Source organism: Halioxenophilus sp. WMMB6, from assembly GCF_033283405.1.
Taxonomy (GTDB): domain Bacteria; phylum Pseudomonadota; class Gammaproteobacteria; order Pseudomonadales; family Cellvibrionaceae; genus Halioxenophilus.
In genome coordinates this window covers 179,610-200,512 of the sequence record NZ_JAWMQR010000004.1, presented here as the reverse complement: position 1 = coordinate 200,512, position 20,903 = coordinate 179,610, and the positions used below count along the sequence as shown (strand labels likewise).

The 20,903-nt window shown below is 58.8% G+C and carries 18 protein-coding genes; 6 read left to right on the top strand and 12 right to left on the bottom strand.

What is annotated here, in order from left to right; translation table 11 throughout:
* Window positions 1–3 precede the first annotated feature (3 nt).
* The 3 genes from SBL51_RS12700 (at window position 4) to SBL51_RS12690 (ending at window position 3,801) form a co-directional block, all read left to right on the top strand.
* Window positions 4–1,566 (top strand): S41 family peptidase, encoded by a 1,563-nt coding sequence (locus tag SBL51_RS12700; RefSeq protein WP_317931339.1) that lies wholly within the window; start codon window positions 4–6, stop codon window positions 1,564–1,566.
* Between the two features lie 271 nt (window positions 1,567–1,837).
* Window positions 1,838–2,593: an MbnP family copper-binding protein gene (locus SBL51_RS12695; protein ID WP_317931338.1), complete on the top strand. Its 756-nt coding sequence runs from the start codon at window positions 1,838–1,840 to the stop codon at window positions 2,591–2,593.
* On the top strand, window positions 2,590–3,801 hold the full coding sequence (locus tag SBL51_RS12690; protein WP_317931337.1) for a methanobactin export MATE transporter MbnM: 1,212 nt from the start codon (window positions 2,590–2,592) through the stop codon (window positions 3,799–3,801). The genes SBL51_RS12695 and SBL51_RS12690 overlap by 4 nt, the downstream gene beginning before the upstream one ends.
* Here the strand turns inward: SBL51_RS12690 and SBL51_RS12685 are convergent.
* The 4 genes from SBL51_RS12685 to SBL51_RS12670 form a co-directional block, all read right to left on the bottom strand.
* Window positions 3,743–5,065, bottom strand: a complete 1,323-nt coding sequence (locus SBL51_RS12685; protein WP_317931336.1) for a sensor histidine kinase — start codon at window positions 5,063–5,065, stop codon at window positions 3,743–3,745. The two genes, SBL51_RS12690 and SBL51_RS12685, sit on opposite strands and share 59 nt — an antisense overlap.
* Window positions 5,059–5,772, bottom strand: a complete 714-nt coding sequence (locus tag SBL51_RS12680; RefSeq protein ID WP_317931335.1) for a response regulator — start codon at window positions 5,770–5,772, stop codon at window positions 5,059–5,061. The genes SBL51_RS12685 and SBL51_RS12680 overlap by 7 nt, the downstream gene beginning before the upstream one ends.
* A complete protein-coding gene (locus SBL51_RS12675) occupies window positions 5,769–6,083 on the bottom strand; it encodes a DUF3019 domain-containing protein (RefSeq protein WP_317931334.1) in 315 nt (104 codons plus the stop codon). Before SBL51_RS12675 ends, SBL51_RS12680 begins: the two co-directional genes overlap by 4 nt.
* Window positions 6,084–6,201: 118 nt before the next feature.
* Window positions 6,202–7,086, bottom strand: coding sequence for a MipA/OmpV family protein (locus SBL51_RS12670; protein ID WP_317931333.1), 885 nt, complete (start codon window positions 7,084–7,086; stop codon window positions 6,202–6,204).
* A 248-nt stretch (window positions 7,087–7,334) separates the two neighbouring features.
* Between SBL51_RS12670 and SBL51_RS12665 the strand changes: the two genes are divergently transcribed.
* Entirely contained in the window at window positions 7,335–9,332 is a 1,998-nt protein-coding gene (locus SBL51_RS12665; protein ID WP_317931332.1) for a beta-propeller domain-containing protein, read from the top strand.
* Window positions 9,333–9,545: 213 nt separating this feature from the next.
* Here SBL51_RS12665 and crp read toward each other — a convergent pair whose 3' ends face one another.
* Window positions 9,546–10,181 carry a cAMP-activated global transcriptional regulator CRP gene (crp, locus tag SBL51_RS12660; protein WP_411860478.1) on the bottom strand — a complete coding sequence of 212 codons (636 nt, stop codon included), beginning with the start codon at window positions 10,179–10,181 and terminating at the stop codon, window positions 9,546–9,548.
* 318 nt (window positions 10,182–10,499) lie between these two features.
* On the opposite strand from crp, the gene SBL51_RS12655 reads away from it, so the two are divergent.
* Window positions 10,500–10,925 carry an OsmC family protein gene (locus tag SBL51_RS12655; RefSeq protein ID WP_317931331.1) on the top strand — a complete coding sequence of 142 codons (426 nt, stop codon included), beginning with the start codon at window positions 10,500–10,502 and terminating at the stop codon, window positions 10,923–10,925.
* A gap of 48 nt (window positions 10,926–10,973) precedes the next feature.
* Here the strand turns inward: SBL51_RS12655 and coq7 are convergent, their stop codons facing one another.
* Complete coding sequence (gene coq7 / locus SBL51_RS12650) at window positions 10,974–11,618, bottom strand: 2-polyprenyl-3-methyl-6-methoxy-1,4-benzoquinone monooxygenase (RefSeq protein WP_317931330.1); 645 nt, start codon at window positions 11,616–11,618, stop codon at window positions 10,974–10,976.
* Window positions 11,619–11,718: 100 nt separating this feature from the next.
* Here coq7 and SBL51_RS12645 point away from each other — a divergent pair, with 100 nt between their 5' ends.
* A complete protein-coding gene (locus SBL51_RS12645) occupies window positions 11,719–13,185 on the top strand; it encodes an AAA family ATPase (protein WP_317931329.1) in 1,467 nt (488 codons plus the stop codon).
* 281 nt (window positions 13,186–13,466) lie between these two features.
* On the opposite strand, the gene purD is transcribed toward SBL51_RS12645, so the two are convergent.
* The 6 genes from purD to prmA all read right to left on the bottom strand — a co-directional run bounded on the left by purD (window position 13,467) and on the right by prmA (window position 20,853).
* Complete coding sequence (gene purD / locus SBL51_RS12640; protein WP_317931328.1) at window positions 13,467–14,753, bottom strand: phosphoribosylamine--glycine ligase; 1,287 nt, start codon at window positions 14,751–14,753, stop codon at window positions 13,467–13,469.
* Between the two features lie 33 nt (window positions 14,754–14,786).
* The gene (purH, locus tag SBL51_RS12635; RefSeq protein WP_317931327.1) at window positions 14,787–16,364 is read right to left on the bottom strand and encodes a bifunctional phosphoribosylaminoimidazolecarboxamide formyltransferase/IMP cyclohydrolase; all 1,578 of its coding nucleotides are present in this window, start codon (window positions 16,362–16,364) and stop codon (window positions 14,787–14,789) included.
* Between the two features lie 273 nt (window positions 16,365–16,637).
* On the bottom strand, window positions 16,638–16,961 hold the full coding sequence (gene fis, locus SBL51_RS12630) for a DNA-binding transcriptional regulator Fis (protein WP_317931326.1): 324 nt from the start codon (window positions 16,959–16,961) through the stop codon (window positions 16,638–16,640).
* A complete protein-coding gene (gene dusB, locus SBL51_RS12625) occupies window positions 16,958–17,956 on the bottom strand; it encodes a tRNA dihydrouridine synthase DusB (protein ID WP_411860477.1) in 999 nt (332 codons plus the stop codon). Before dusB ends, fis begins: the two co-directional genes overlap by 4 nt.
* A 277-nt stretch (window positions 17,957–18,233) precedes the next feature.
* Window positions 18,234–19,745 carry a DUF3426 domain-containing protein gene (locus SBL51_RS12620; RefSeq protein ID WP_317931323.1) on the bottom strand — a complete coding sequence of 504 codons (1,512 nt, stop codon included), beginning with the start codon at window positions 19,743–19,745 and terminating at the stop codon, window positions 18,234–18,236.
* Window positions 19,746–19,974: 229 nt separating this feature from the next.
* The gene (prmA, locus tag SBL51_RS12615) at window positions 19,975–20,853 is read right to left on the bottom strand and encodes a 50S ribosomal protein L11 methyltransferase (RefSeq protein ID WP_317931322.1); all 879 of its coding nucleotides are present in this window, start codon (window positions 20,851–20,853) and stop codon (window positions 19,975–19,977) included.
* Between the last annotated feature and the right edge of the window lie 50 nt (window positions 20,854–20,903).

Below are 20,903 nucleotides of genomic sequence, written 5' to 3'. Positions count from 1 at the left end.
GTAATGCCAGGCGCAACGTTAAAGGGACTTAACAAACTGTTGATCAGTGCCGGTGCCAGCCTATTAGCCGCCTGTGGCGGCGGCTCTGGCGCCGGGGGCGATGAACCGCAGTGGCAGGCTGGGGTTTATCAGGCGCCAGACTCCTACAAGTCACTCTGCCAGGCACCCAGGGCTGGCGTCAGCGCCATCACCGGGCAGGCTTATGATGACCAGCCCGGCTCCACCCAGGCGGAAAACCTCTGGCTGCGCTCCTGGATCAACGACAGCTACCTCTGGTTTGACGAGGTGCCCGACCTCAACCCCGCCGGCTACACCACCGACGACTACTTCGCCGAGCTGAAAACCCCGGCCATTACGGCCTCGGGTAAAGCGAAGGATCAATTCCATTTTTCCATCCCCACCACCGATTGGGAGGCGCAGTCGCAGGCGGGTATCTCGGTCAATTATGGCGTCGACTTCGCGGTGCTCTCGCCTTCGGTACCGCGCGCGGTGGTGGTGGCATTAACCAACCCGGGTTCGGTGGCGGAGCTGGCCGGTGTCGCCCGGGGGGATCGCATCGTCTCCATCGACGGCACCGACATTAACGACACCACCACAGCCGGTGTCGATACCCTCAATGCCGGCCTCAACCCCAGCGATATCGGCGAGGAGCACACCTTTGTCTTGCGCGCCGTGGATAACAGCGTTAACACCATCACCCTGCAGGCCAACAGCCAGGCGGAGACACCCGTCCAGAGTGTGCAGATTATCGATACCGATAGCGGCCCGGTGGGCTACCTGCTGTTTACCCGCCACAACTACCCCTCTGAGGCGCTACTGGTGGCTGCCTTCGAGCAGTTTGCATCGGCCTCGGTGACTGATGTGGTGCTCGACCTGCGCTACAACGGTGGTGGTTTTTTGGCTATTGCCAGCCAGGTGGCCTACATGGTGGCCAATAAATCGCTCACCAACAGCGCCGTTTTCGAGCAGCTGCAGTTCAACAGCAAGTACCCCAACCGCAATCCGGTGACCGGCGAGAGCAACGACCCAGTCCCCTTTTTCGATACCAGTCTGGGCTTCTCTCTCAGCTCCGGGCAGGCGTTACCCAATTTGGGGCTGATGCGGCTCTATGTGATCGCCACGGGCGATACCTGCTCGGCCAGTGAGTCGATTATCAACAGCCTGCGTGGCGTAGGCGTGGAGGTGATCCTGATCGGCTCGGCCACCTGCGGCAAACCCTACGGCTTCTACCCGGAGGATAACTGCGGCACCACCTATTTCAGTGTGCAGTTCCAGTCTGTTAACGACGCCGGCTTTGGCGACTATGCCGATGGCTTCAGCCCGGCCGGGCAGGCGCCGGTAGGGGCGGTCGAGCTGCCAGGCTGTTACCTGGATGATGACTACCAGCACGCTATTGGTGACACCACCGAAGCCATGTTGGCCACCGCACTCAGCTACCGCGCCAGCGGTCAGTGCCCCACCAGCCCGGTTACCGCCAAGGTGTCCGCGCCCCGGCAAACGTCGCCAAGGTTGATCCGCTCGACCTGGGAGAGCAACCGTATTCTCACACCTCGGGGCGAGCTCTAGCCCCGCTTACGGCACAGTGCGGGCTGCCAGGTAGCTGGTGGCCCCTACTGCTACTCACCGGCGTTTGCGCCAAATTTTGCCTCCTGTTCCTGCCATCAATAGTTACGCGCCGTATTCGTCTGCCAGTTCAAAATATCGCACGGCCAGCTGCGTTTTCCTGCTCCTTCGCCGCACCAAGGGAGGCAGTGGTCTAACCGATGAGTCAAGCCAACCCAGGTTGCGCGGCCGCGGCTAGCAGTGATAGCAGAGCGAATGAGGAGAGTATCTGACGATGGTTCGGCGAAGCCTGCTGTGGGTGGTGTTGTTGCTGGCCGGATGTGCCAAGGCCCCCGATGTCGAGCAGTTGGTTATTCAGCCGGTGTTTCACAACCAGCCGCTGACCTGCCAATCGAACATAGTGGTGGATGAGCAGTCGTGGCAGTTGTCGGCACTGCTGTTTTACCTGTCGGGAGTGAGTTACCAGGGCTACCAGGGGTTATTTATCAGCCGCGACCAGCCGCCACAGCCGGTGGCACTGGTGGGTAGTCGCTGCCAGGGGAGTGACCACTGGACGCTGCCGGTGCGTTGGCAGGCCGACACCGGACAGAAGCCAGAGGCGGGCGGCAGTTTGCACTTTACGCTGGGGGTGCCGTTCCAGCTCAACCACCAAAACCCGCTGCAGGCTCTGGCGCCACTGGCCGACAGTGACATGTTCTGGACCTGGCAGCTGGGCTACAAATTTCTGCGCCTGGATGTGAGTAACCTGGCCGCCAAACAGCACTGGGCGTTGCATCTGGGCTCCCTGGGCTGCCAATCCTCCTCGGCAGTGCGCGCCCCCGCCAGCCCTTGTCGCTACCCCAACCGCACTGAGATCCAACTGGACTATTTCGATCCGCAAAAGCCAATCTACCTGCATCTCGATCGCCTATTTGATGCCAATGTGCTGGCCGGCGGCGAGAACTGCATGGGCGATCCGGAGTCCCGTGCCTGTCGGCCGCTGTTTCAGGCGCTGGCCGCTGATGCGCTCTTCAGCCAGGTGTTAGAGTGAGTGGCTGCGGGTCAGTGGTGGCCCGTCCGGTGCGGGTAGGCCGCCACTGGCTATTGTTGCTAACGCTGATGAGTGCGGTGGTCGGCTGCCAGCGGCAGCCGGCGGAGGCCTATCAATGGGCGATTCCTGGCCAGTTTCCAACCCCCAATGTGCCCAAAAATAACCCCATGAGCACAGCCAAGGTGACTCTGGGCCGCTACCTCTTTTATGACCCGGGGCTCTCCTATAACCAGCAGCAGAGCTGCGCCAGTTGTCATCAGCAGGCGCACGCCTTTGCCGAAGCGAGGCCGACCTCGGTGGGGGGCTCCGGTGAGCGGTTGCGCCGCAACGCCTCGGCCCTGGTGAATGTCGGCTACAACCAGACCCTAACCTGGGCCCACCCCTATCTGCGCGAGCTGGAACGCCAGGTGTTGATTCCCATGTTCGCGGAAACCCCCGTCGAGCTGGGGATTAGCGGCCACGAGGATGAGGTGCTGGCCCGTTTCCGGGAGGGTGTCTACCCCGAGCGTTTTGCCGAGGCCTTTGGTTCGCCAGAGCCGGATTTCAACCGCATCAGCCAGGCGTTGGCGGCCTTTGTACGCAGCTTGATCTCCTTCGCCAGCCGCTTTGACCGTTACGCCTTCGAGGGTGATGACCAGGCACTAACCGAGACGGAGATCCGCGGTATGAACCTCTTTTTCTCCGAGCGGCTGCAGTGTCACCACTGCCATGGCGGCTTTAATTTTACCCAGTCAACCGCCGCCCACGATGGCGGTGGCCCTGTGACGCTTTTTCAAAATATTGGTTTGTATAACGTGGGCAATCGCGACCTCTACCCGAGTACCGATACCGGCGTCTACGAAATTACCGGTCGCAAACAGGATATGGGTGCATTTCGAGCGCCGACGCTGCGCAATGTGGCGGTCTCTGGCCCCTATATGCACGATGGCAGCGTCGCCAGCCTGGATGAGGTGATCGCCATCTATGCCGCCGGTGGCCGCGACCTCGCCACCGGCGAGTGGGCGGGCGATGGTCGTCAGAATCGTTACAAAAGCCAGTTCATTCAGCCGTTAGCGCTGACGCCGGCCGAGCGGGCCGATTTGCTGGCCTTTTTGGCGGCGCTGACCGACGAGCAGTTTCTCACCAACCCGGCCTTCGCCAACCCGTTTGTCACCACTCGGCCGTCACCTCCAGCAGCGCCCCGCCCAGACGCGATGAACCCACCCTAAGCTCGCCGCCGTGCAGTTGCGCGATGCGGCGCACCAGGGCCAAGCCCAAACCAAAACCCTTGTTTTGCGATTGCCGGTCCGAACTACCGGCCTGGTAGAAGGGCTTGGTTACCATAGTGAGCTCCGCTTCGGGAATACCCGGGCCATCGTCGGCTATCTGCACACTGCAGCCGTGCTCGCCAATGGTGAGCTGTAGTTCCAGCTGTTCTCGAGCGTAGCGCAGGGCATTGTTGATCAAGTTGGAGAGCGCCAATTCGAACCAATAGCGATCGATAAATATAAGGGCGCCGGGTTCGGAGACACGCAGTTGCAATGTTATCTCCGGCCGCTGCCGCTGCTGCTTTTCAGTACAGCTTTCCAGCCAGGTGCCAGCCGGCAGCCACTGCCGATCAATGGCCATGTCGGGGTGCTCCAACTTGGCAAAATTGAGCATGGCTTGGGTGAGCTGCTCGAGCTCGACAACATCGTTATCAATGCCTTGCAGTTCGCACAACTGTTCCGGGGGCAGGGTTGGCTGACTGCGCAACAGCGCCAGGCTGAATTTTATGCGCGCCAGTGGTGTGCGCATCTCGTGGGAGAGCACATTACTTAAATCGCGCTGAGTGTCGATCAGCTGACGGATGCGCTCGGCCATGCGGGCAATATTGTTGGCCAGGGGTTTTAAATTGGAGCTCTGCTTCAATTGCGGCAGGGGCGCGCGATAGTTCTCACGAAAATCGCTCACCGCCTGCGATATGCGATCGAGATCTTTCAGTAATGGCCGCAACCAGAGGCCCATTAAAATCACCAGCGCGCCATAAAAAACCCAGCCCGACCAATCCATCTGCTCCGCGTGCGGGCTTACCGGGCCAAACCGGACAATGTTTTTTTGATCGCGACTAAAGCCGTATAAAAAATATTGGCCGTCGCCTTCGCTGACCAGGGTATAGCCATTTTGCGCGAGAGAATCTGAACGCAATTGAATGGCGGCCAGCGGCAGCAGTTGCAGTTGATAGGGCGCTACTGGCGAGTGGGCGGTAGCGCTGTTGGCACCCCGGGTTGAAGGTGATGGTGCAGTTTCTGTAAGCTCGGCCAGTGCTTGTGCCAGCTGGAACAGGGCGCTGAATTCAGCCGCTTCTGAATGCTTTTTACCGAAATAAAAAAAGGCCAAATCGAGGCTGAAGGCGAGCAACACAATACCCAGAATAATGCCAGCGTAATAACGCAGCAGCAGGCGGTTATTGCGCGTAATTTTGCCGGGCTGTTTGGCTGCGGGCTTTACCATGCGTCACGGGCAAGCAGGTAGCCTTTACCCCAAACCGTTTTTATTTTGCTGGGTGAGCTGGGGTCGTCATCAAAGGCTTTGCGCAGCCGGGAGATATAGACGTCGACGGTGCGATCCAGGCCATCGTACTCGATGCCGCGAATCTGCTTCATTAAATCGTCGCGATTCATAATGCAGTCAGCGTTGATAACCAGAAACAGCAGCAGGTCATACTCCTGGGTGCTGAGGGTTACCGGCCGGCCCCGATACCAAACGGCGCGGGCGAAGCGATTAATACGCAGTTCGCCCAGTTCGATTTCACGGCCGGCAGGCATGATGGGTTCCCGTTGCGCGGGTTGCTGGCGTTTGAGCAGGTTGCGAATTCTGGCCAGCAGCACCATAGGTTCGACCGGTTTGCTCAGGTAGTCGTCGGCACCGGTCTCGAGGCCGACCACCTCATCCATATGGGTGTCGCGGGCAGTTAACAGAATGATTGGCGTTGTATATTGCTGCTTTAAACGGCTGCACAGAGCCAGGCCATCCATGCCCGGCAGCATGATGTCGAGCAGAATCAGGTCGGGCCGGCAGCGGCTGAAGGCGTGCAGGGCGCGATCGCCGTGGTGCTCTACCGTTACATGGTAGTGGTGCTGCTGCAGGTAACGTTGGGTTAATTCGGCCAGGCGGCGGTCATCCTCGACCAATAAAATATTCACCGGTGCACTGCTCACAAAAGGCTCCAAACATGCTTGCGCCGACGGTTGCGCCGGCGATCTTCGGTATAGGTGGATAACACTTCAATCGCCGCCTGGGCCAGGGGCACCTTGTCGCCGGATTCGGTCATCCAGAAAATTTGCTGATCGTGCACGGTGGTCTGCTCCTGCCACTGCCCGGCCCGATTCTCCCGCCAGCACTGCAGGGCAATCTGGCTCTCTTTTTCCACCAGACAGTAGTCGCCGGTGGTGGCGCTCTGCCACTCAAACTTCAACACCATGGCGCAGCTTTTATCGGCGGAGTCGGTGATGCAGAGCTGGGGGTTCACGCTAAGATCCATGGCCTGGCTGGGGCTTTCTGCGCACACCAGTATGCACAGCATTGCCAGCAAGCGATGCCGCCATAAGTGGGTAGGAAACGAGCGTGAACGCATGCAAATAATTCAGTTAAAAAGAGAATTTCAACCCTGCATAGCCGGTGGTGACGTAATCGTCTGTGACAAACGGGCTATCGGCAATGGCGCTGCTTAGCGCCTGGTATTCGATCACCAGCCCCAGGCTCAGCGACCGGCTCAAATAGTAGCGAACCAGCGTGCTCACCTGCCAGTTGAATCCGCCATCGGCACGATACGCCGGCAGCAGTTGGCTGGCCTCGGAGCTTAGCACGCCGTAGTAATAATTATTGAGACTCGGGCTGCGATAGTTAACGCCGGCGCTGGTGGTCCAGGTGAAGCGCCGCCAGTAACCGGAGCGGCCCAGTGATAACGCCAGCTCGTAGCCGTTGTGCTTTTTAGTGACGTCGTGCAGGGCGCTCAGTTGCAGAAATCCCCATTGACCATCGGTAAGCAGCTCCAGGCCGCCATCCAGGGCGTAATCCCGGTCGGGAATTTTCACCTCCTCATAATTGCTGCTTTCATCCTGAGGTGTGTTGGGGTCATCGACCTGGCTGCTGGTGCCATTGCCGACCACGCCGCTGTTGCTGAAGCTGACCAGCAGGCTGTTACTGTTCTCAAAAAAGAGCCGCTCACTGTTGACCCGGGTAACCAGGTTAAAAGTGATGTTCGCATCGTCGCGCAGGGTGTAGCCAAAGTCGCCGTTATCGAAAAAAAAGGCGTCGCCATACCAGGCGATGTCGACCACGGCGACCAGGGGCAGATTGTCGCCGCCCAACAGTGGGTTGCTGCGTTCACCATAGCCAAGGGCGAGCCCCAACTGCCAGTTGCTGTTGGCGCTTCTGATGTCGTCACTGGCACTGCCGGCGCTGACGACGGAAGCGGTTAAGCAGAGCCAAAATGCAAATAGGGTGGTAAGTGAAGTTTGAGTGATCGGCATAAAGAGTTACCTGACAAACTGGCGGAGATTTTCTCATAAGCCTAACGTCAGCCCCAGCGCCGGCCAGCGCTATTTTGTTAACAATTGTGAAAAGAGTCAGTGCGGTCGTAATCATTTACAGCTGTTAACAATTTTAAGCAGTTTTCCCACAGATCTGATTCCGGCTCCCCGCTACGGTGGTCTCTGTTCGCCAGGCGACGGCTGAACGCTGAAACCGTATAAATTTTAATGAGGGTGGAGTTATGGGTGTGAATGCTAAACAGAGATCGGGCATGGCTGTTGTGGCCGGTTTAAAACCTATTGCGACGGCCGTGCTGATTTCAGTGGCATTGGCAGGTTGTGGGGGCGGCTCGTCGAACGGGTCCGACGACGCTCAGGTCGCGCTTAAACCGGTGGCCTCCGCGGCCGAGCTGGAAAACTACATCAAGGCGGGTTTCGCCGAACTCAATACCACCTCGCGCGACTACCCCTACTATTTAGGTGGCGCGGCCGGGCTTGAAGTCATCGCCTCTGACGGGCCCGCCAGCAGCGACGGCGGTGCCAGTTACAGTGATACCAATGTGCAGGTGGCCGGGGTTGATGAAGAGGAGATCTGGAAATTTAATGGCAAACACTTTTATTACATTGCCGGCGAAGATGTTACCAGTGGCCGCAGTCTGATCAGCGTGCTATCTCCTGGCGAGCCGCCCTCGCCGCTGGGCCAGATTGAGGTTGATCTGGCTGCCTCCGGGCTCTTTCTGGATGACACTCATCTGACGGTGCTTCAGCAATACCCCTATCGCAACTGGTACTCGTTTTACGACAACCAGGGCAATGCAGTGCAGTTGGTGAATTTTGACATCAGCGGTGTGGTGGACGATCTGTCGGTCGCCAGCCAAACCCTCCAGTTGACTATCGATGGCACACTGGTGACCTCCCGTAAAATTGGCAATCAACTCTTCCTGTTAACCCGCTATACGCCAATGATTGATGGCTGGAACTTCTATCCAGAGGACGATGCCGCAGTGGTTGCCAATGAGTCGCTGTTGAAAGCGGTTCATGTAGATGAGCTGCTACCAACCATCACCATTAACGGTGTGCAGCAGCCCTTGGCCAAGGCCTCTGGCTGTTACCTGGTGGTGGAGGATAACAGCGGTTATCCGACCTTAACCTCGCTTACGCGCTTGAACCTGGATACGGGGGAATTTGTTAACGCCTGCGTCGCCGGGCCGGTTAGCGGGCTCTATATGAGTAGCGATAACGCCTATCTTTACAGTTTTACCTACGCGCATTTTGCCGAGCTGACGGAATCTGACACCACCTTGGTTGGCTCCGCTACCCACATCCATAAACTGCAATTAAACAGTGATTTAACTTATGTCGGTTCTGCTTTGGCACCGGGTTTACCCTCGTGCAACGAAAGCAACTACTGCTTTGGCCAGTTGGCGGATGGCGCCCTGGGGGTGGTGACCTCCGATGCCGATGGCAACTATCGCCACCGGCTGACACTCTTCTCCGGCAACGATCTGTCGCCCATCGCCGAGCTGCCCAATGAGACTCAACCGGCGGCGATTGGTAAGCCCGGGGAGCGCCTCTACGCGGCGAGATTTTTAGGCGACCGGCTCTATCTGATCACCTTTGCCAAGGTCGATCCGCTCTACGTGATTGGCCTGGCCGACAGCGGTGCGCCACAAATTCTGGGTGAGCTGGAGGTGCCTGGTTACAGTAATTATCTGCACCCCCTGGGCGATTCTCTGTTGCTTGGTGTCGGCCGGGATGCGGCTCAGGGTGAGTCGGGTAGCACCTGGTATCAGGGTATCAAGGTGGATCTGTACGATGTAGCCAATGTTGCCCAGCCACTGCAGATCAGCTCTTACATTTTGGGTAGGCGTGGCTCCAATAGCCCCGTGGAGTACAACCCCAAGGCCTTCAGTACGCTGGACCTGGGCGATCAATTTCGCTTTGTCATTCCCGTGGCAGTGCACGATGGTGAGCCCGGTGGTTTTAGCGGTGACCCGGAGTCCGCCTACTACCCCTGGCAGTACAACAGCTTTCAGGCGTTTGAGGTTGACCTGCCCACCGGCGGCGAACCCTCGCTCTACGCATTGCCGCCGGCCGTTGTGCACACCAATGGCGTTGATGTCGCTCCGCGTTTGCTCAACAACGCTCGCTCGACCCTGTTGGGGGACAAGGTTTACCTCTTTGATGGCGTCCAGGTGTACACCACAGAATGGACAGACACCGCCACTGTGGTGCCTCTCCCGTAATGGGCAGGCAGAGTTCAGGCGTGTACGGTTAGCCGGTAGGCGCTCTAATGGCTAAACCCAGGCAGGAATAAATAAAAGGGAGATAAAGTAAAATTGTGAGAGCAATAAAAAAGCCGCCAATTCAGGCGGCTTTTTTATTTTTGGCTGTTTTATTTCGGGTTATTTCGGAAAGCTTCAATTGGGGCTACGTACGGCTGCTGCCCGCGTTGGTGTTTAGCGTGTGCCAAACACCACCATGGTCTTGCCCTTAACCGATACCAGGCCCTGATCTTCCAGTGTTTTTAAAACCCGGCCAACCATCTCCCGTGAACAACCGACAATGCGACCGATCTCCTGGCGTGTGATTTTAATCTGCATACCATCGGGGTGGGTCATCGCATCGGGCTCGTTGCACAGATCGAGCAGTGTGCGCGCTACCCGGCCGGTAACATCCAAAAAGGCCAGGTCACCCACCTTGCGGGTGGTGTTGCGCAGGCGTTTGGCCATCTGCTTACCCAGGGAGAAGAGAAACTCCGGATGGGTAACGGTCAGCTCCTGGAACTTGGCGTAACTGATCTCGGCCACTTCACACTCGGTTTTTGCACGCACCCAGGCGCTGCGCGAGTCGTGTTGATCGAACAGACCCATTTCACCGAAGAAGTCACCGTCATTGAGATAGGCAACGATCATCTCGTGGCCCTCGTCGTCTTCGATGACCACAGTGACGGAACCGGAAATGATGTAATAGAGTGAGTCACTCTTGTCGCCCGCGTAGATCAGCGTACTTTTCGCTGGATAACGACGGCGATGACAGTGGCTTAGAAATTGATCCACATTATTGATATGTGGTGATAACGATACGGCTACCAAATTAATCCCCCTGGATAGTGGCCCCTTGTTCCCTATACCGGCAGGCCCAAGACTGGTTAGCATCCTGTTGTGTGGACGTATACATTCAGTCTAGCCGCTATTTTCAATAAGTGTTATTTAAGCCGTCGATTATCGCCATCTTACGCATATGGCACCAGCCTTTCGCAGATCAGCCATCAAAAATGTGACCTGTTTATCGACAACTTGAGGGAAAAAGGAGCTTTTTGCTGATAATTCGCGAGCGTTTCACGCGCGAGGTTTGTGATAAGCTGTGCGACCGCCAACAGGGGCCAAAGGTTCAATTACTAGGAGAAAAAAATGCAAGCGACGGTGAAGTGGGTAGATGGCGTGCAGTTTCTGGCTGAGTCTGGCACTGGCCACAGTGTGGTGATGGACGGACCGGAAGACCATGGTGGCCGCAATACCGGCGTTCGTCCTATGGAGATGCTGTTGATGGGTATTGGCGGTTGCGCCTCGTTTGATGTGATGAGCATTCTGAATAAGGCGCGCCAGCAGGTGAGCGATTGCCGCTGTGAGTTAACGGCCGAGCGTGCCGATGCGGTACCGGCGGTATTCACCAAAATTCACCTGCACTTTGTGGTCACCGGCACGAAATTAAAAGAGGCACAGGTCTCCCGCGCGGTGGAGCTCTCAGCTACCAAATACTGCTCCGCCTCTATGATGATGGCAGCGGCTGGTGTGGCGGTTAGCCACGACTATGAAGTGATTGATTTGGCCCAATAGCCGCAGCCTGGGCCGGATAGAAGTTCTCTAGCCGGGTAGGACTAAAAACTATAAATAGTAGCTGCTGGTGGTCATCGCCTTGCTCACCAGGCTCATCAGGGATTTTACCGGGCGGGGGAATGGCTGACCGCCGGCCTGCAGGGCACGGTCGCCGTGCTGTTGTTCATCGTCGAGCATCTGTTCGACAATCGCCCGGCTCTTGTCATCGTCCGCTGGCAATTTATCGAGATGGCTCTGCAGGTGCTTGCCCACCTGCTCCTCGGTGGCGGCGACAAAGCCGAGGGAGAGTTTATCACTGACCAAACCAGCGCCGGCGCCCACCGCAAACGAGAGCCCGTACCAGAGCGGGTTTAACAGGCTGGGCCGGCTATCCAACTCCCGCAGGCGCTCTTCGCACCAGGCCAGGTGGTCGAGCTCCTCCAGTGCGGCGCGGTCCATCTCGTCACGCACCTCGGTCAATTTGGCGGTGGCCGCCTGACCCTGATAGAGGCCCTGGGCGCAGACTTCCCCGCAGTGATTCACGCGCATCAACCCCACCGACTGACGTCGCTCCTTCTCACTCAGCTCTGTCTCCAGCAACGGCTCGGCCGGCGAGGCGTGAAACACCGGCTTGTTGCCCGGGGTTAGGGTGCGCAGGGCCCGGTCGGCTTGGCCAATAATCTGATCGACAAGGGAGAGGTGGCGAAAACTCATGGTGTACACTCGTGGCAAAACAGCGGCCTATGCTACGGTAAAAGCATGCGCTTGTTAACCGCCGCGGCCGGCCCGTGTGATGACCAAAAGGAATGGAACAATGGATGATCTGCTCATCGCCCTAACGGCCAACGTTGCCGTGGTGGTGATTGAAACCAACGACGAAAAACACGCCTGTGAACAACTGCTTGATTGTGCTCAGGGGTTGGCCAAGCCCTGCTTTAAGTGGACCGCCAGCGATGGCCTGAAGGGACTGACGCGGGGCTTGCAGATTATTGAACCGGGCCAGCATGTCGAGCCGGAGGCGTTGCTGCGGCATATCAAAGGGGAGCACAAGCCGGGGATCTATGTGCTGTGTGACTTTCACCCCTACCTGCAGGATGGCCCTCTGATTACCCGCCTGGTGAAAGATATCGCCCTCAACCATGACACCATCGGCCATGTGCTGGTGCTGGTCAGCCACCAGTTACAGCTGCCGCCAGAGCTGCTTACCTACAGTATACGGGTGCGGCTGCAGCTGCCGAGTGAGCGCGAGATCTCTGAGATAGTACGCGAGGAGGCCAAGCGTTGGTCCGAGCAGCGCGGGGGCCGGGCCGGCAGCGACCGCGAGGCGTTGCGGCAACTGGTACGGGCGGTGCGTGGGCTCGGCCATCAGGATGTGCGCCGGCTGGTGCGCACTGCCATTTTTGACGACGGTGTTATCGACCACAGCGACCTGCCGGCGGTGAACAAGGCCAAATTTGAGCTGATGAACATGGATGGCATCCTCAGCTATGAATTTGCTGTTGAACAGATGGATCAGGTGGGTGGTTTAACGCACCTGAAGCAGTGGCTGGCCGACCGCCACCAGCCCTTTGTACACGGGGCCGACGACAGTGACCAGCCCAAGGGGATGTTGCTGGTCGGCGTGCAGGGAGCCGGTAAGAGCCTGGCGGCCAAGGCGGTGGCTGGCTGTTGGCAATTGCCGCTGCTGCGGCTTGATTTCGGCGCTCTATACAACAAATTCTTTGGTGAGACCGAGCGCAACCTGCGCCAATCTCTGGCTCAGGCGGAGGTGATGTCGCCCTGCATTTTATGGTTGGATGAGATTGAAAAGGGGCTGGCCACCGGCGACAGTGACAACGGCACCTCCAAGCGGGTGCTGGGCACGCTGCTCACCTGGATGGCGGAGCGCAAGCAGCGGGTGTTTATGGTGGCGACCAGCAACGATATTAGCCGCCTGCCGCCGGAGCTGCTGCGCAAGGGGCGCTTCGATGAGATCTTTTTTGTTGACCTGCCCGATGCCACGGCGCGCCGGTCGATTTTCAATATTCACCTCAACCGCCGGCAGATTTCTACCATCGATTTCGATTTGGATCTATTGGTCGAGGCCAGCGCCGGCTTCAGTGGTGCCGAGATAGAGCAGGCGGTGGTCTCCAGTTTCTTTGCTGCCCGCGCCCAGGAGTTGCAGGTAAGCGACCAGCTGCTGCTCAGCCAGATCTACCAAACACGCCCCCTCTCCGTGGTCATGGCCGAACAGATTACGGCTTTGCGCGCCTGGGCCGATGGTCGCACGGTATTGGCGTGATGGCGGGCCGGAGGGATTACAGAGCTGGCATTAACCCGCTTTCGTAAGCGGGGCTGGTTCGCTAATTGGTGTCTGAAGGGGCGGAGCGCGACGTAGGAGGCGCAAAAGCGTTTGCCAGGGAGGGCAAACGGTTTAATAGACAGAGACGCAGGAAGCGTCGCCGGACGCTTGCGGCCGGGAGTCAGGCGAGCAGCCAGAGGTTTCACACAACATCGCCAGCTGCTCGCCTGGCGTTCATTGGTTTGCCAAGGATGGCAAACCAATGACTAAAAAGCAGCCAACTACGCCTCGCGGGCGATGGCGCGGTAGGCGATATCCTTGCGGTAGAAACAGCCCGGCCAGTCGATCTGGCCGGCCAACTGATAGGCGTTGGCGGCGGCCTCTTTCACCGTACCGCCCAGGGCGGTGGCACAGAGTACCCGGCCGCCATTGGTGGTGACTTCACCCTCGGCGTTGAGCTTGGTGCCGGCGTGGAAGACCTTGGCGCCTGCCTCCTCGAATTGTGGTAAGCCGCTGATGACATCGCCCTTGGCGTAGTTGTCGGGGTAGCCGCCGGCGGCCAGTACCACACCCACCGCCGCGCGCGGATCCCAAGCGGCGGTGGTTTTATCCAACTGGCCATCCAGGGCGGCGTTGCACAGGGCTACCAGGTCCGACTGCAGGCGCAGCATGATGGGCTGGGTTTCCGGGTCGCCAAAGCGGCAGTTGTACTCGATCACCTTGGGGGTGCCATCGGCGGTGATCATCAGGCCGGCGTAGAGAAAGCCGGTGTAGGCGTTGCCCTCGGCGGCCATGCCCTGCACGGTGGGTTCAATCACCTCGGCCATAATGCGCTGAAAGACTGCGTCGGTTACCACCGGTGCCGGTGAGTAGGCACCCATACCGCCGGTGTTGGGGCCGGTGTCGCCATCGCCGACACGTTTGTGATCCTGGCTGGTGGCCATGGGCAGTATGTTTTGGCCATCGACCATGACAATAAAGCTGGCCTCTTCGCCGGCCAGAAACTCCTCAATCACCACCCGGCAGCCGGCGTCGCCAAAGGCGTTGCCCGACAGCATATCGGTGACGGCGGCCTCGGCCTGAGCCAGGGTTTCGGCAACGATAACCCCTTTTCCGGCCGCCAGGCCGTCGGCTTTAACCACGATGGGGGCACCCTGAGCGCGCAGGTAGGCGAGGGCGGGTTCCACTTCGGTAAAGGTCTGGTAGGCGGCGGTGGGAATCTGATGGCGGGCGAGAAAATCTTTGGTGAAGGCCTTGGAGCCTTCCAGTTGCGCAGCGCCTTTACTGGGGCCAAAGCAGCGCAGACCTTCCGCCTGGAAGTAGTCGACCACGCCGTCCACCAGGGGGGCTTCGGGGCCGATGATGGTGAGCGCCACAGCATTGACCTTGGCAAAGTCGGCCAGGGCTTTGAAGTCGCCGACATCAATGGCCACGTTTTGCAGCTTGGGTTCCAAGGCGGTGCCGGCATTGCCGGGGGCGACAAAAACCGTGTCGACAGCGGCTCCCTGGGCCGCTTTCCAGGCCAGGGCATGTTCGCGGCCACCGCTGCCAATGATCAAAATATTCATGGGTCTCCTCACTCTCGCCGGGTTGCAACCGCCTTAGTGGCGGAAGTGGCGCATGCCGGTAAATACCATTGCCATGCCGCTTTCATCGGCGGCGGCAATCACCTCTTCGTCGCGGATGGAGCCGCCGGGCTGAATCACGCAGCTGACACCGGCCGCAGCGGCGTTGTCGATGCCGTCGCGGAAGGGGAAGAAGGCGTCACTGGCCATACAGCTGCCGGCTACTTGCAGGCCGGCGTGCTCGGCCTTGATGACGGCGATACGGGCAGAGTTGACGCGGCTCATCTGGCCGGCGCCGACGCCAATGGTGCGCTGCTCTTTGCCGTAGACAATGGCGTTGGACTTAACCATCTTGGCTACCTTCCAGGTGAACAGAAGGTCGGCAATTTCCGCCTCGGTGGGCTGGCGCTTGGTGACCACTTTCAGGTCGGCGGCTGCCACCATACCCAGGTCGCGCTCCTGTACCAGCAGGCCGCCGTTAACGCGCTTGTAATCGAAGGCTTTCTGGCTGTTGGCAAACTCACCACACACCAGCAGGCGGACATTCTTCTTGGCGGCGATAATCTCGCTGACGCCCTCGGCCACGGTCGGGGCGATGATCACCTCGACAAACTGTTTGTCGACAATGGCTTTGGCGGTGGCAGCGTCGAGAGTGCGGTTAAAGGCAATAATGCCGCCGAAGGCCGACTCCGGATCAGTGGCGAATGCCTGTTCGTAGGCGGTTAACAGGTTATCGCTGCTGGCCACCCCACAGGGGTTGGCGTGCTTAACGATGACGCAGGTGGGGGCGGTGAACAGTTTGACCGTCTCCAGGGCGGCGTCGGTATCGGCGATATTGTTGTAGGAGAGCTCCTTGCCCTGCAGCTGTTTGGCGGTGCTGATGCTGGCCTCGGAGAGATTGCGCTCCACGTAGAAGGCGCTCGCCTGGTGAGGGTTCTCGCCGTAGCGCATATCCTGCTGTTTGTTGAACTGCAGGTTGAAGGTGCGCGGGAAAGGGTCGTTGCCGCCTTCAACCATGGTGCCGAAGTAGTTGGCGATGGCGCCATCGTAGGCGGCGGTGTGCTCGTAGGCCTTGATCGCCAGGTTGAAGCGGGTGGCGCGGCTGGTGGCGCCATTATTGGTTTGCAGTTCGTCGATCAGCTGGCTGTAGTCGCTGGCGTTCACCACGATGTTAACGAAGGCGTGGTTCTTGGCTGCGGCGCGGACCATGGTGGGGCCACCGATATCGATATTCTCGATGGCGTCTTCCAGTGAGCAGTCGGGTTTGGCGACGGTGGCCTCAAACGGGTAGAGGTTGACCACCACCATGTCGATGGCGGCAATGCCGTGCTCGGCCATCACCTGATCGTCCTGGCCGCGACGGGCGAGAATGCCGCCGTGAATCTTCGGGTGCAGGGTCTTAACGCGGCCATCCATCATCTCTGGGAAGCCCGTGTGGTCGGCCACCTCAATCACGTTCAGGCCGTGCTCTTTAAGCAGGCGGTAGGTGCCGCCGGTGGAGAGAATTTCCACCTGCAGGGCGGCCAGGGCCTGGGCAAACTCGACGATGCCGGTCTTGTCGGAAACACTAATCAGTGCGCGTTTAACGGGGATAAGGTCTGTGGTAGCTGTCATGGCAAAAGGTGATGTCTGTCAGTGGAACCGATGGCCATGAACACAGAGTAGAACCGTTTCAGTTCTGCCAGGCTGGCCGTTGTTCAGGTTAAAAGGCTAACGCCGACACCACCAGCAGGTGGGCCAGACGCGGTTTCTCAAACGGGCTACACCCCCGGTTAGCCGAGATACCCAGGCTTTGGCTGGCGGGCGACAGCTGTTTTGTCACACGCGTTAGGGCTGTATCTAACCGGGGTTTGCCACTCACCTGCCCGATGCGTGGCTATGGAGGAGTTATAGTTGACCGTACTGCTTGAGTTTCTTACGCAGGGTGCCGCGGTTCAGGCCCAACACTTCGGCAGCTTTGGTTTGGTTGTGGCGGGTATAGGCCATAACCACTTCCAGCAGCGGGGCTTCCACTTCGGCCATTACCAACTCGTAGACATTGGCAGCCTGCTGGCCATCGAGATGTTTGAAATAGTTCTCGATGGACTCTTTCACGCAGTCGCGCAGAGAAGAGCTGGCCACTTCAGAGGTGGTGGTGAAGCGTTGGCTTTGGGCTTCCTGAGTATTGGTGTCGGTGGTGAATTCCGCGATGGCTGTTTCGATTTGGCTCATGCCGCTATGTCCCCGTTACTGATCAGCTGATCAAACTGAGTTTGAATGCAACTGATTTGGTCGTGTGCGCTGTGTAGTTGATTAAAGTGTGTACGCAGAGCTTCGCCGTTGGTGAAGTTCTGCAAGTACCAACCCACATGTTTGCGGGCGATACGGACCCCTAAATAGTCACCATAAAAGCTGTGTAGCGCTTGCAGGTGCTGGGTCAAAATTGTTTTGATCGTTCCGGGCGATGGCTCCGGCAGGCTCTTGCCTGTGCTCAGGTAGTGGTTGACCTGGGCAAATAACCAGGGCCGTCCCTGGGCGGCGCGTCCGATCATGACGCCTGCCGCATTGGTGTACTCCAACACCTGTTTGGCCTTGGCTGCACTGGTAATGTCGCCGTTGGCGATCACCGGAATAGAGACCTGGCTGACCACCTCGGCGATAGTGTCGTACTCCGCCTCACCCAAAAAGCGGCACTCGCGGCTGCGACCGTGAATAGTCAAAGCGGTGATGCCAAGCTGTTCGGCCATTTGGGCGATGCGCACCGCGTTGCGATTTTGTCTGTCCCAACCGGTGCGAATTTTCAAGGTCACGGGCAGGTTCACTGCGCTGACTACGGCGTCCAAAATCTGGGCCACCTTGTTCTCGTCGCGCAGCAGTGCGGAGCCGGCCGCCTGCTTGCACACCTTCTTCGCCGGGCAGCCCATATTGATGTCGATAATCTGGGCGCCCAGCTTTTCATTCTCCCGCGCAGCGTTGGCCATCTGTTCTGGGTCCGCGCCGGCGATTTGCACGGCGCGCAACCCCGTTTCACCCTGGTGGTTCAGGCGGGTGGATGACTTCTGCGACTGCCAGAGGCGGGTGTCACTGGTGACCATCTCGGATACCGCCAAGCCGGCGCCAAAGTGGCGGCACAACTCGCGGAACGGTCGATCACTGACGCCGGCCATGGGCGCGAGTACCGTCACCTGTTCGAGTTTGTGTGGGCCGATGGTTAACACTGGGGGCACCTTAATGCTGCAATGCTGCGCTTCTTCAGACCTAGCCGTCTGCCATAAAAAGTTACCGCACAACCCGGTGGTTGGTGCGCGAACTGGCGCTGGGGCGGTCCCGAAAAAGGGCGCCTATCATACCCGCTCGAAGAGAAAATGGGAAAGTGGAATTTAAGCTAATTGCTGAATTTTTGTGCCGATGCCGATGTGGACAAAGTGGGCTGCTGTGGTGGGGTTGGTGGTTTGGGGTTGATCGCCTTCGCTGGCTGAATGACGCTGGCGCCGGCGAGCGCGGTTAGTTGTCGTTGGGAATGTAAGCCCGGTAGTTGACCGCGTCCTGCCCTGGATCGGCCAGCTCCAGGCTCAGCTGCACCGGTTGGCCGGAGGGCATCAGCTGAATGCCGGAGAGCTCGCCGCGCAGATACTCCTTGGGGGTGAAGATGCGCTCGGTGACCAGCTTGTCGTTCATATCACTAAAGCGCAAGGCCAGTGTGGGGAAGGGTTGCTCGAACTCAGCGGTGTTGATCAGGATAGCGTCGGCCAGCAGCATGCCTTCGGCATCGGGTTGGCCACGCACCACCAGTGATATGCGTATTTTGCTGGTATCGTGCAGGGTGGGTAGCGTGCAGCCCAACACTGGGCAGGCGATGGCGTACCACTGGCGGTAGGGTTGTGCCCGGCTCCAGGTGTCAAATTTCAGGTAGCCGATTTGGGCTATAAGCAGCAACACCAACAGGGCATTGCCGACAATCCAGCCGGTGCGGATCAGCCAACGCCTTTTGTCGCGCTGCTCAAAAGTGAGCTCGATGGGCTCCGGTTCAAAGGCGTCGAGCAGGGAGTGCTTCTCCTCGCGCTCGGGTACCAGGGTTTCGTCGAGTTCGGAATCATCGAGGTTGTCGAGGTCAAAGGTGGGTTCGCCACTGGTGCTGTCCAGGGCAAATTTGTTCTCGATTGGCGTCGGTTGTTCCACCCGGTCGCTACCGCTGACGAAGTTCTCGAAATCGGTATCAAAGTCGTCGGGCAGGGCATCAAAACTGCCGGTTTGGCGGCCATCAAAACGATTGGCGATCTCCTGCCTTAACTTCTCGTCATCGCTCTCCATGGGGGGAGGGATCAGATCCTCTTCATAGTCGTCTTCGAGCAGCGCCTTGGCCCAGGACTCATCCATCGGCGGGTGGAATTCGTCGTCATCCTCTTCTTCGGGCTGCTTGCGGTTGATCTCAAACAGGGAGCGGCTGTCATCGGTCCAGCTCTCGGCAGTGTACTCTGGCGAGAGGTCATCCAGGCTGAAGGGGTTGTCCTCCTCCTCGGCCGTGAAGGCGGTGGACTTGGTCTTGTCCATGTCGTCACTGATCAGGAAGTCCTCTTCCTCGGCCGACATGGGTTGCGGTTGATTAGCCGACTCTTCGGCCTCTTCGTCAAACAGAAAGCGACTGCTGTTACTCGGCTCGCTGGTGGGCGCCTTTGCTAGGGGGCTGCTGACACGTTCGGCAGGGGCGGGCCTAACCGGTGCCGGGCTTGGTTTTGCTTGGGGCGCTGCCGCGGTGGCCGCGTTGCTGGCGGGCTGTTGGGTTGTGGCTGCCTTCTCGGCGGGACGCTTGCTGGCAGCCGGTGCCGCCTTGCTGGCAGTACGCTTGGCGGTGGTTGGTTGAGACGTGGTTTTAGCAGATTGAATGAGGTTGGAACGGGCGTCAAAAATATGCAGGCAGGAGCCACAGCGAACCACACCCTTGGCGCTATCCAGTTGCGCTGGCGTTACTCGAAACGAGGTTCGACACTTCGGGCAACGAGTAATGGCATGGTTCATTGCACTGGCCTCTCAGGACAGCCGTTGGGTTCAGGGTAATGGATTTGAGGGTGTCGCTCAGGGAATGTTTCGAGTCCTGGCGGCTATTCCTACGCTAATAGCTGTAGATAATTTCGCTAAATGCTTTAAACAATTGTGGCAAAGTCTTGTTATCACAAGAGATTCTAGTGTTTAAACCCAGCGGGGACAATTCCCCAGGGGGTAGTCTCTGCTACTTAAGCCACATTTTTCACATTCTTTTGCGGCCAGTTAGGCGAACCCACTCCTCCTGACTGGCGGGTGGGTCGAAATCGATCCAGGGGCGGTAGGCATCCATAACCGTCTCTGCCTGGCTGGTGAGTACCCCGGACAAGCAGATTTGCCCCTCCGCTCTGACCAGGCCGGCGATGGCGGGGGCCAGTTCAACCAGTGGCCCGGCCAGAATATTGGCCAGTACCAGGTCGCTGGCTTGCAGTTGTGCCTTGGTAGGCAGATAGACCGGAAAAGCGTCTTCTGCCAGGCCATTGCGCACGGCGTTGTCGCGGGTTGCCAGTAGCGCCTGGGGGTCGATATCCACGCCCTGTGCCGACGCCGCACCCAGCAGCAGGGCGGCGATGCCGAGAATGCCCGAGCCGCAGCCGTAGTCGATCACACTCTTGCCGGTGCAGGCCTGCTGATCGAGCCACTGCAGACAGAGGAAGGTGGTGGGGTGGGTGCCGGTACCGAAGGCCAGGCCCGGGTCGAGCATCAGATTGACGGCGGACGGGTCGGGTGGTGCCGTCCAGGAGGGGACAATCCAGAGGCGTTCGCCGCACTGGATGGGGTGGTAGTTCTCCATCCAGGCCCGGCTCCAGTCTTTGTCTTCGAGCTGCTCCCAGCGCCAATGCTCGCCCGCCTGTTGCAGGGCTTGCAGCTGTTTATCGATGGCCTGGGTGTTGATGTCGGCCTCGAACAAACCGATGACCTGGGTGTTGGACCAGAGCGGTGTCTCGCCCAGGCCCGGTTCCAGAATGGGCTCATCGGCGTTGTCCATGAGGGTGACCGAGAGCGCACCCGCTTTTAACAGGGCGGATTCCCAAGTGGCGACCTGGGGGCGCTCGGTGTTGATTTTGAGTTGTAGCCAGGGCATAGATCTACACGCCGGGGGCGGTGTTGGGTGGATGAGCCAGCCCAGTTGGG

Coding starts and splice junctions, on each gene's coding strand:
- SBL51_RS12700 (WP_317931339.1), top strand. CDS start 4: ATGCCAGGCGCAACGTTAAAGGGACTTAACAAACTGTTGATCAGTGCC.
- SBL51_RS12695 (WP_317931338.1), top strand. CDS start 1,838: ATGGTTCGGCGAAGCCTGCTGTGGGTGGTGTTGTTGCTGGCCGGATGT.
- SBL51_RS12685 (WP_317931336.1), bottom strand. CDS start 5,065: ATGGTAAAGCCCGCAGCCAAACAGCCCGGCAAAATTACGCGCAATAAC.
- SBL51_RS12670 (WP_317931333.1), bottom strand. CDS start 7,086: ATGCCGATCACTCAAACTTCACTTACCACCCTATTTGCATTTTGGCTC.
- SBL51_RS12655 (WP_317931331.1), top strand. CDS start 10,500: ATGCAAGCGACGGTGAAGTGGGTAGATGGCGTGCAGTTTCTGGCTGAG.
- coq7 (WP_317931330.1), bottom strand. CDS start 11,618: ATGAGTTTTCGCCACCTCTCCCTTGTCGATCAGATTATTGGCCAAGCC.
- SBL51_RS12645 (WP_317931329.1), top strand. CDS start 11,719: ATGGATGATCTGCTCATCGCCCTAACGGCCAACGTTGCCGTGGTGGTG.
- purD (WP_317931328.1), bottom strand. CDS start 14,753: ATGAATATTTTGATCATTGGCAGCGGTGGCCGCGAACATGCCCTGGCC.
- purH (WP_317931327.1), bottom strand. CDS start 16,364: ATGACAGCTACCACAGACCTTATCCCCGTTAAACGCGCACTGATTAGT.
- fis (WP_317931326.1), bottom strand. CDS start 16,961: ATGAGCCAAATCGAAACAGCCATCGCGGAATTCACCACCGACACCAAT.
- SBL51_RS12620 (WP_317931323.1), bottom strand. CDS start 19,745: ATGAACCATGCCATTACTCGTTGCCCGAAGTGTCGAACCTCGTTTCGA.
- prmA (WP_317931322.1), bottom strand. CDS start 20,853: ATGCCCTGGCTACAACTCAAAATCAACACCGAGCGCCCCCAGGTCGCC.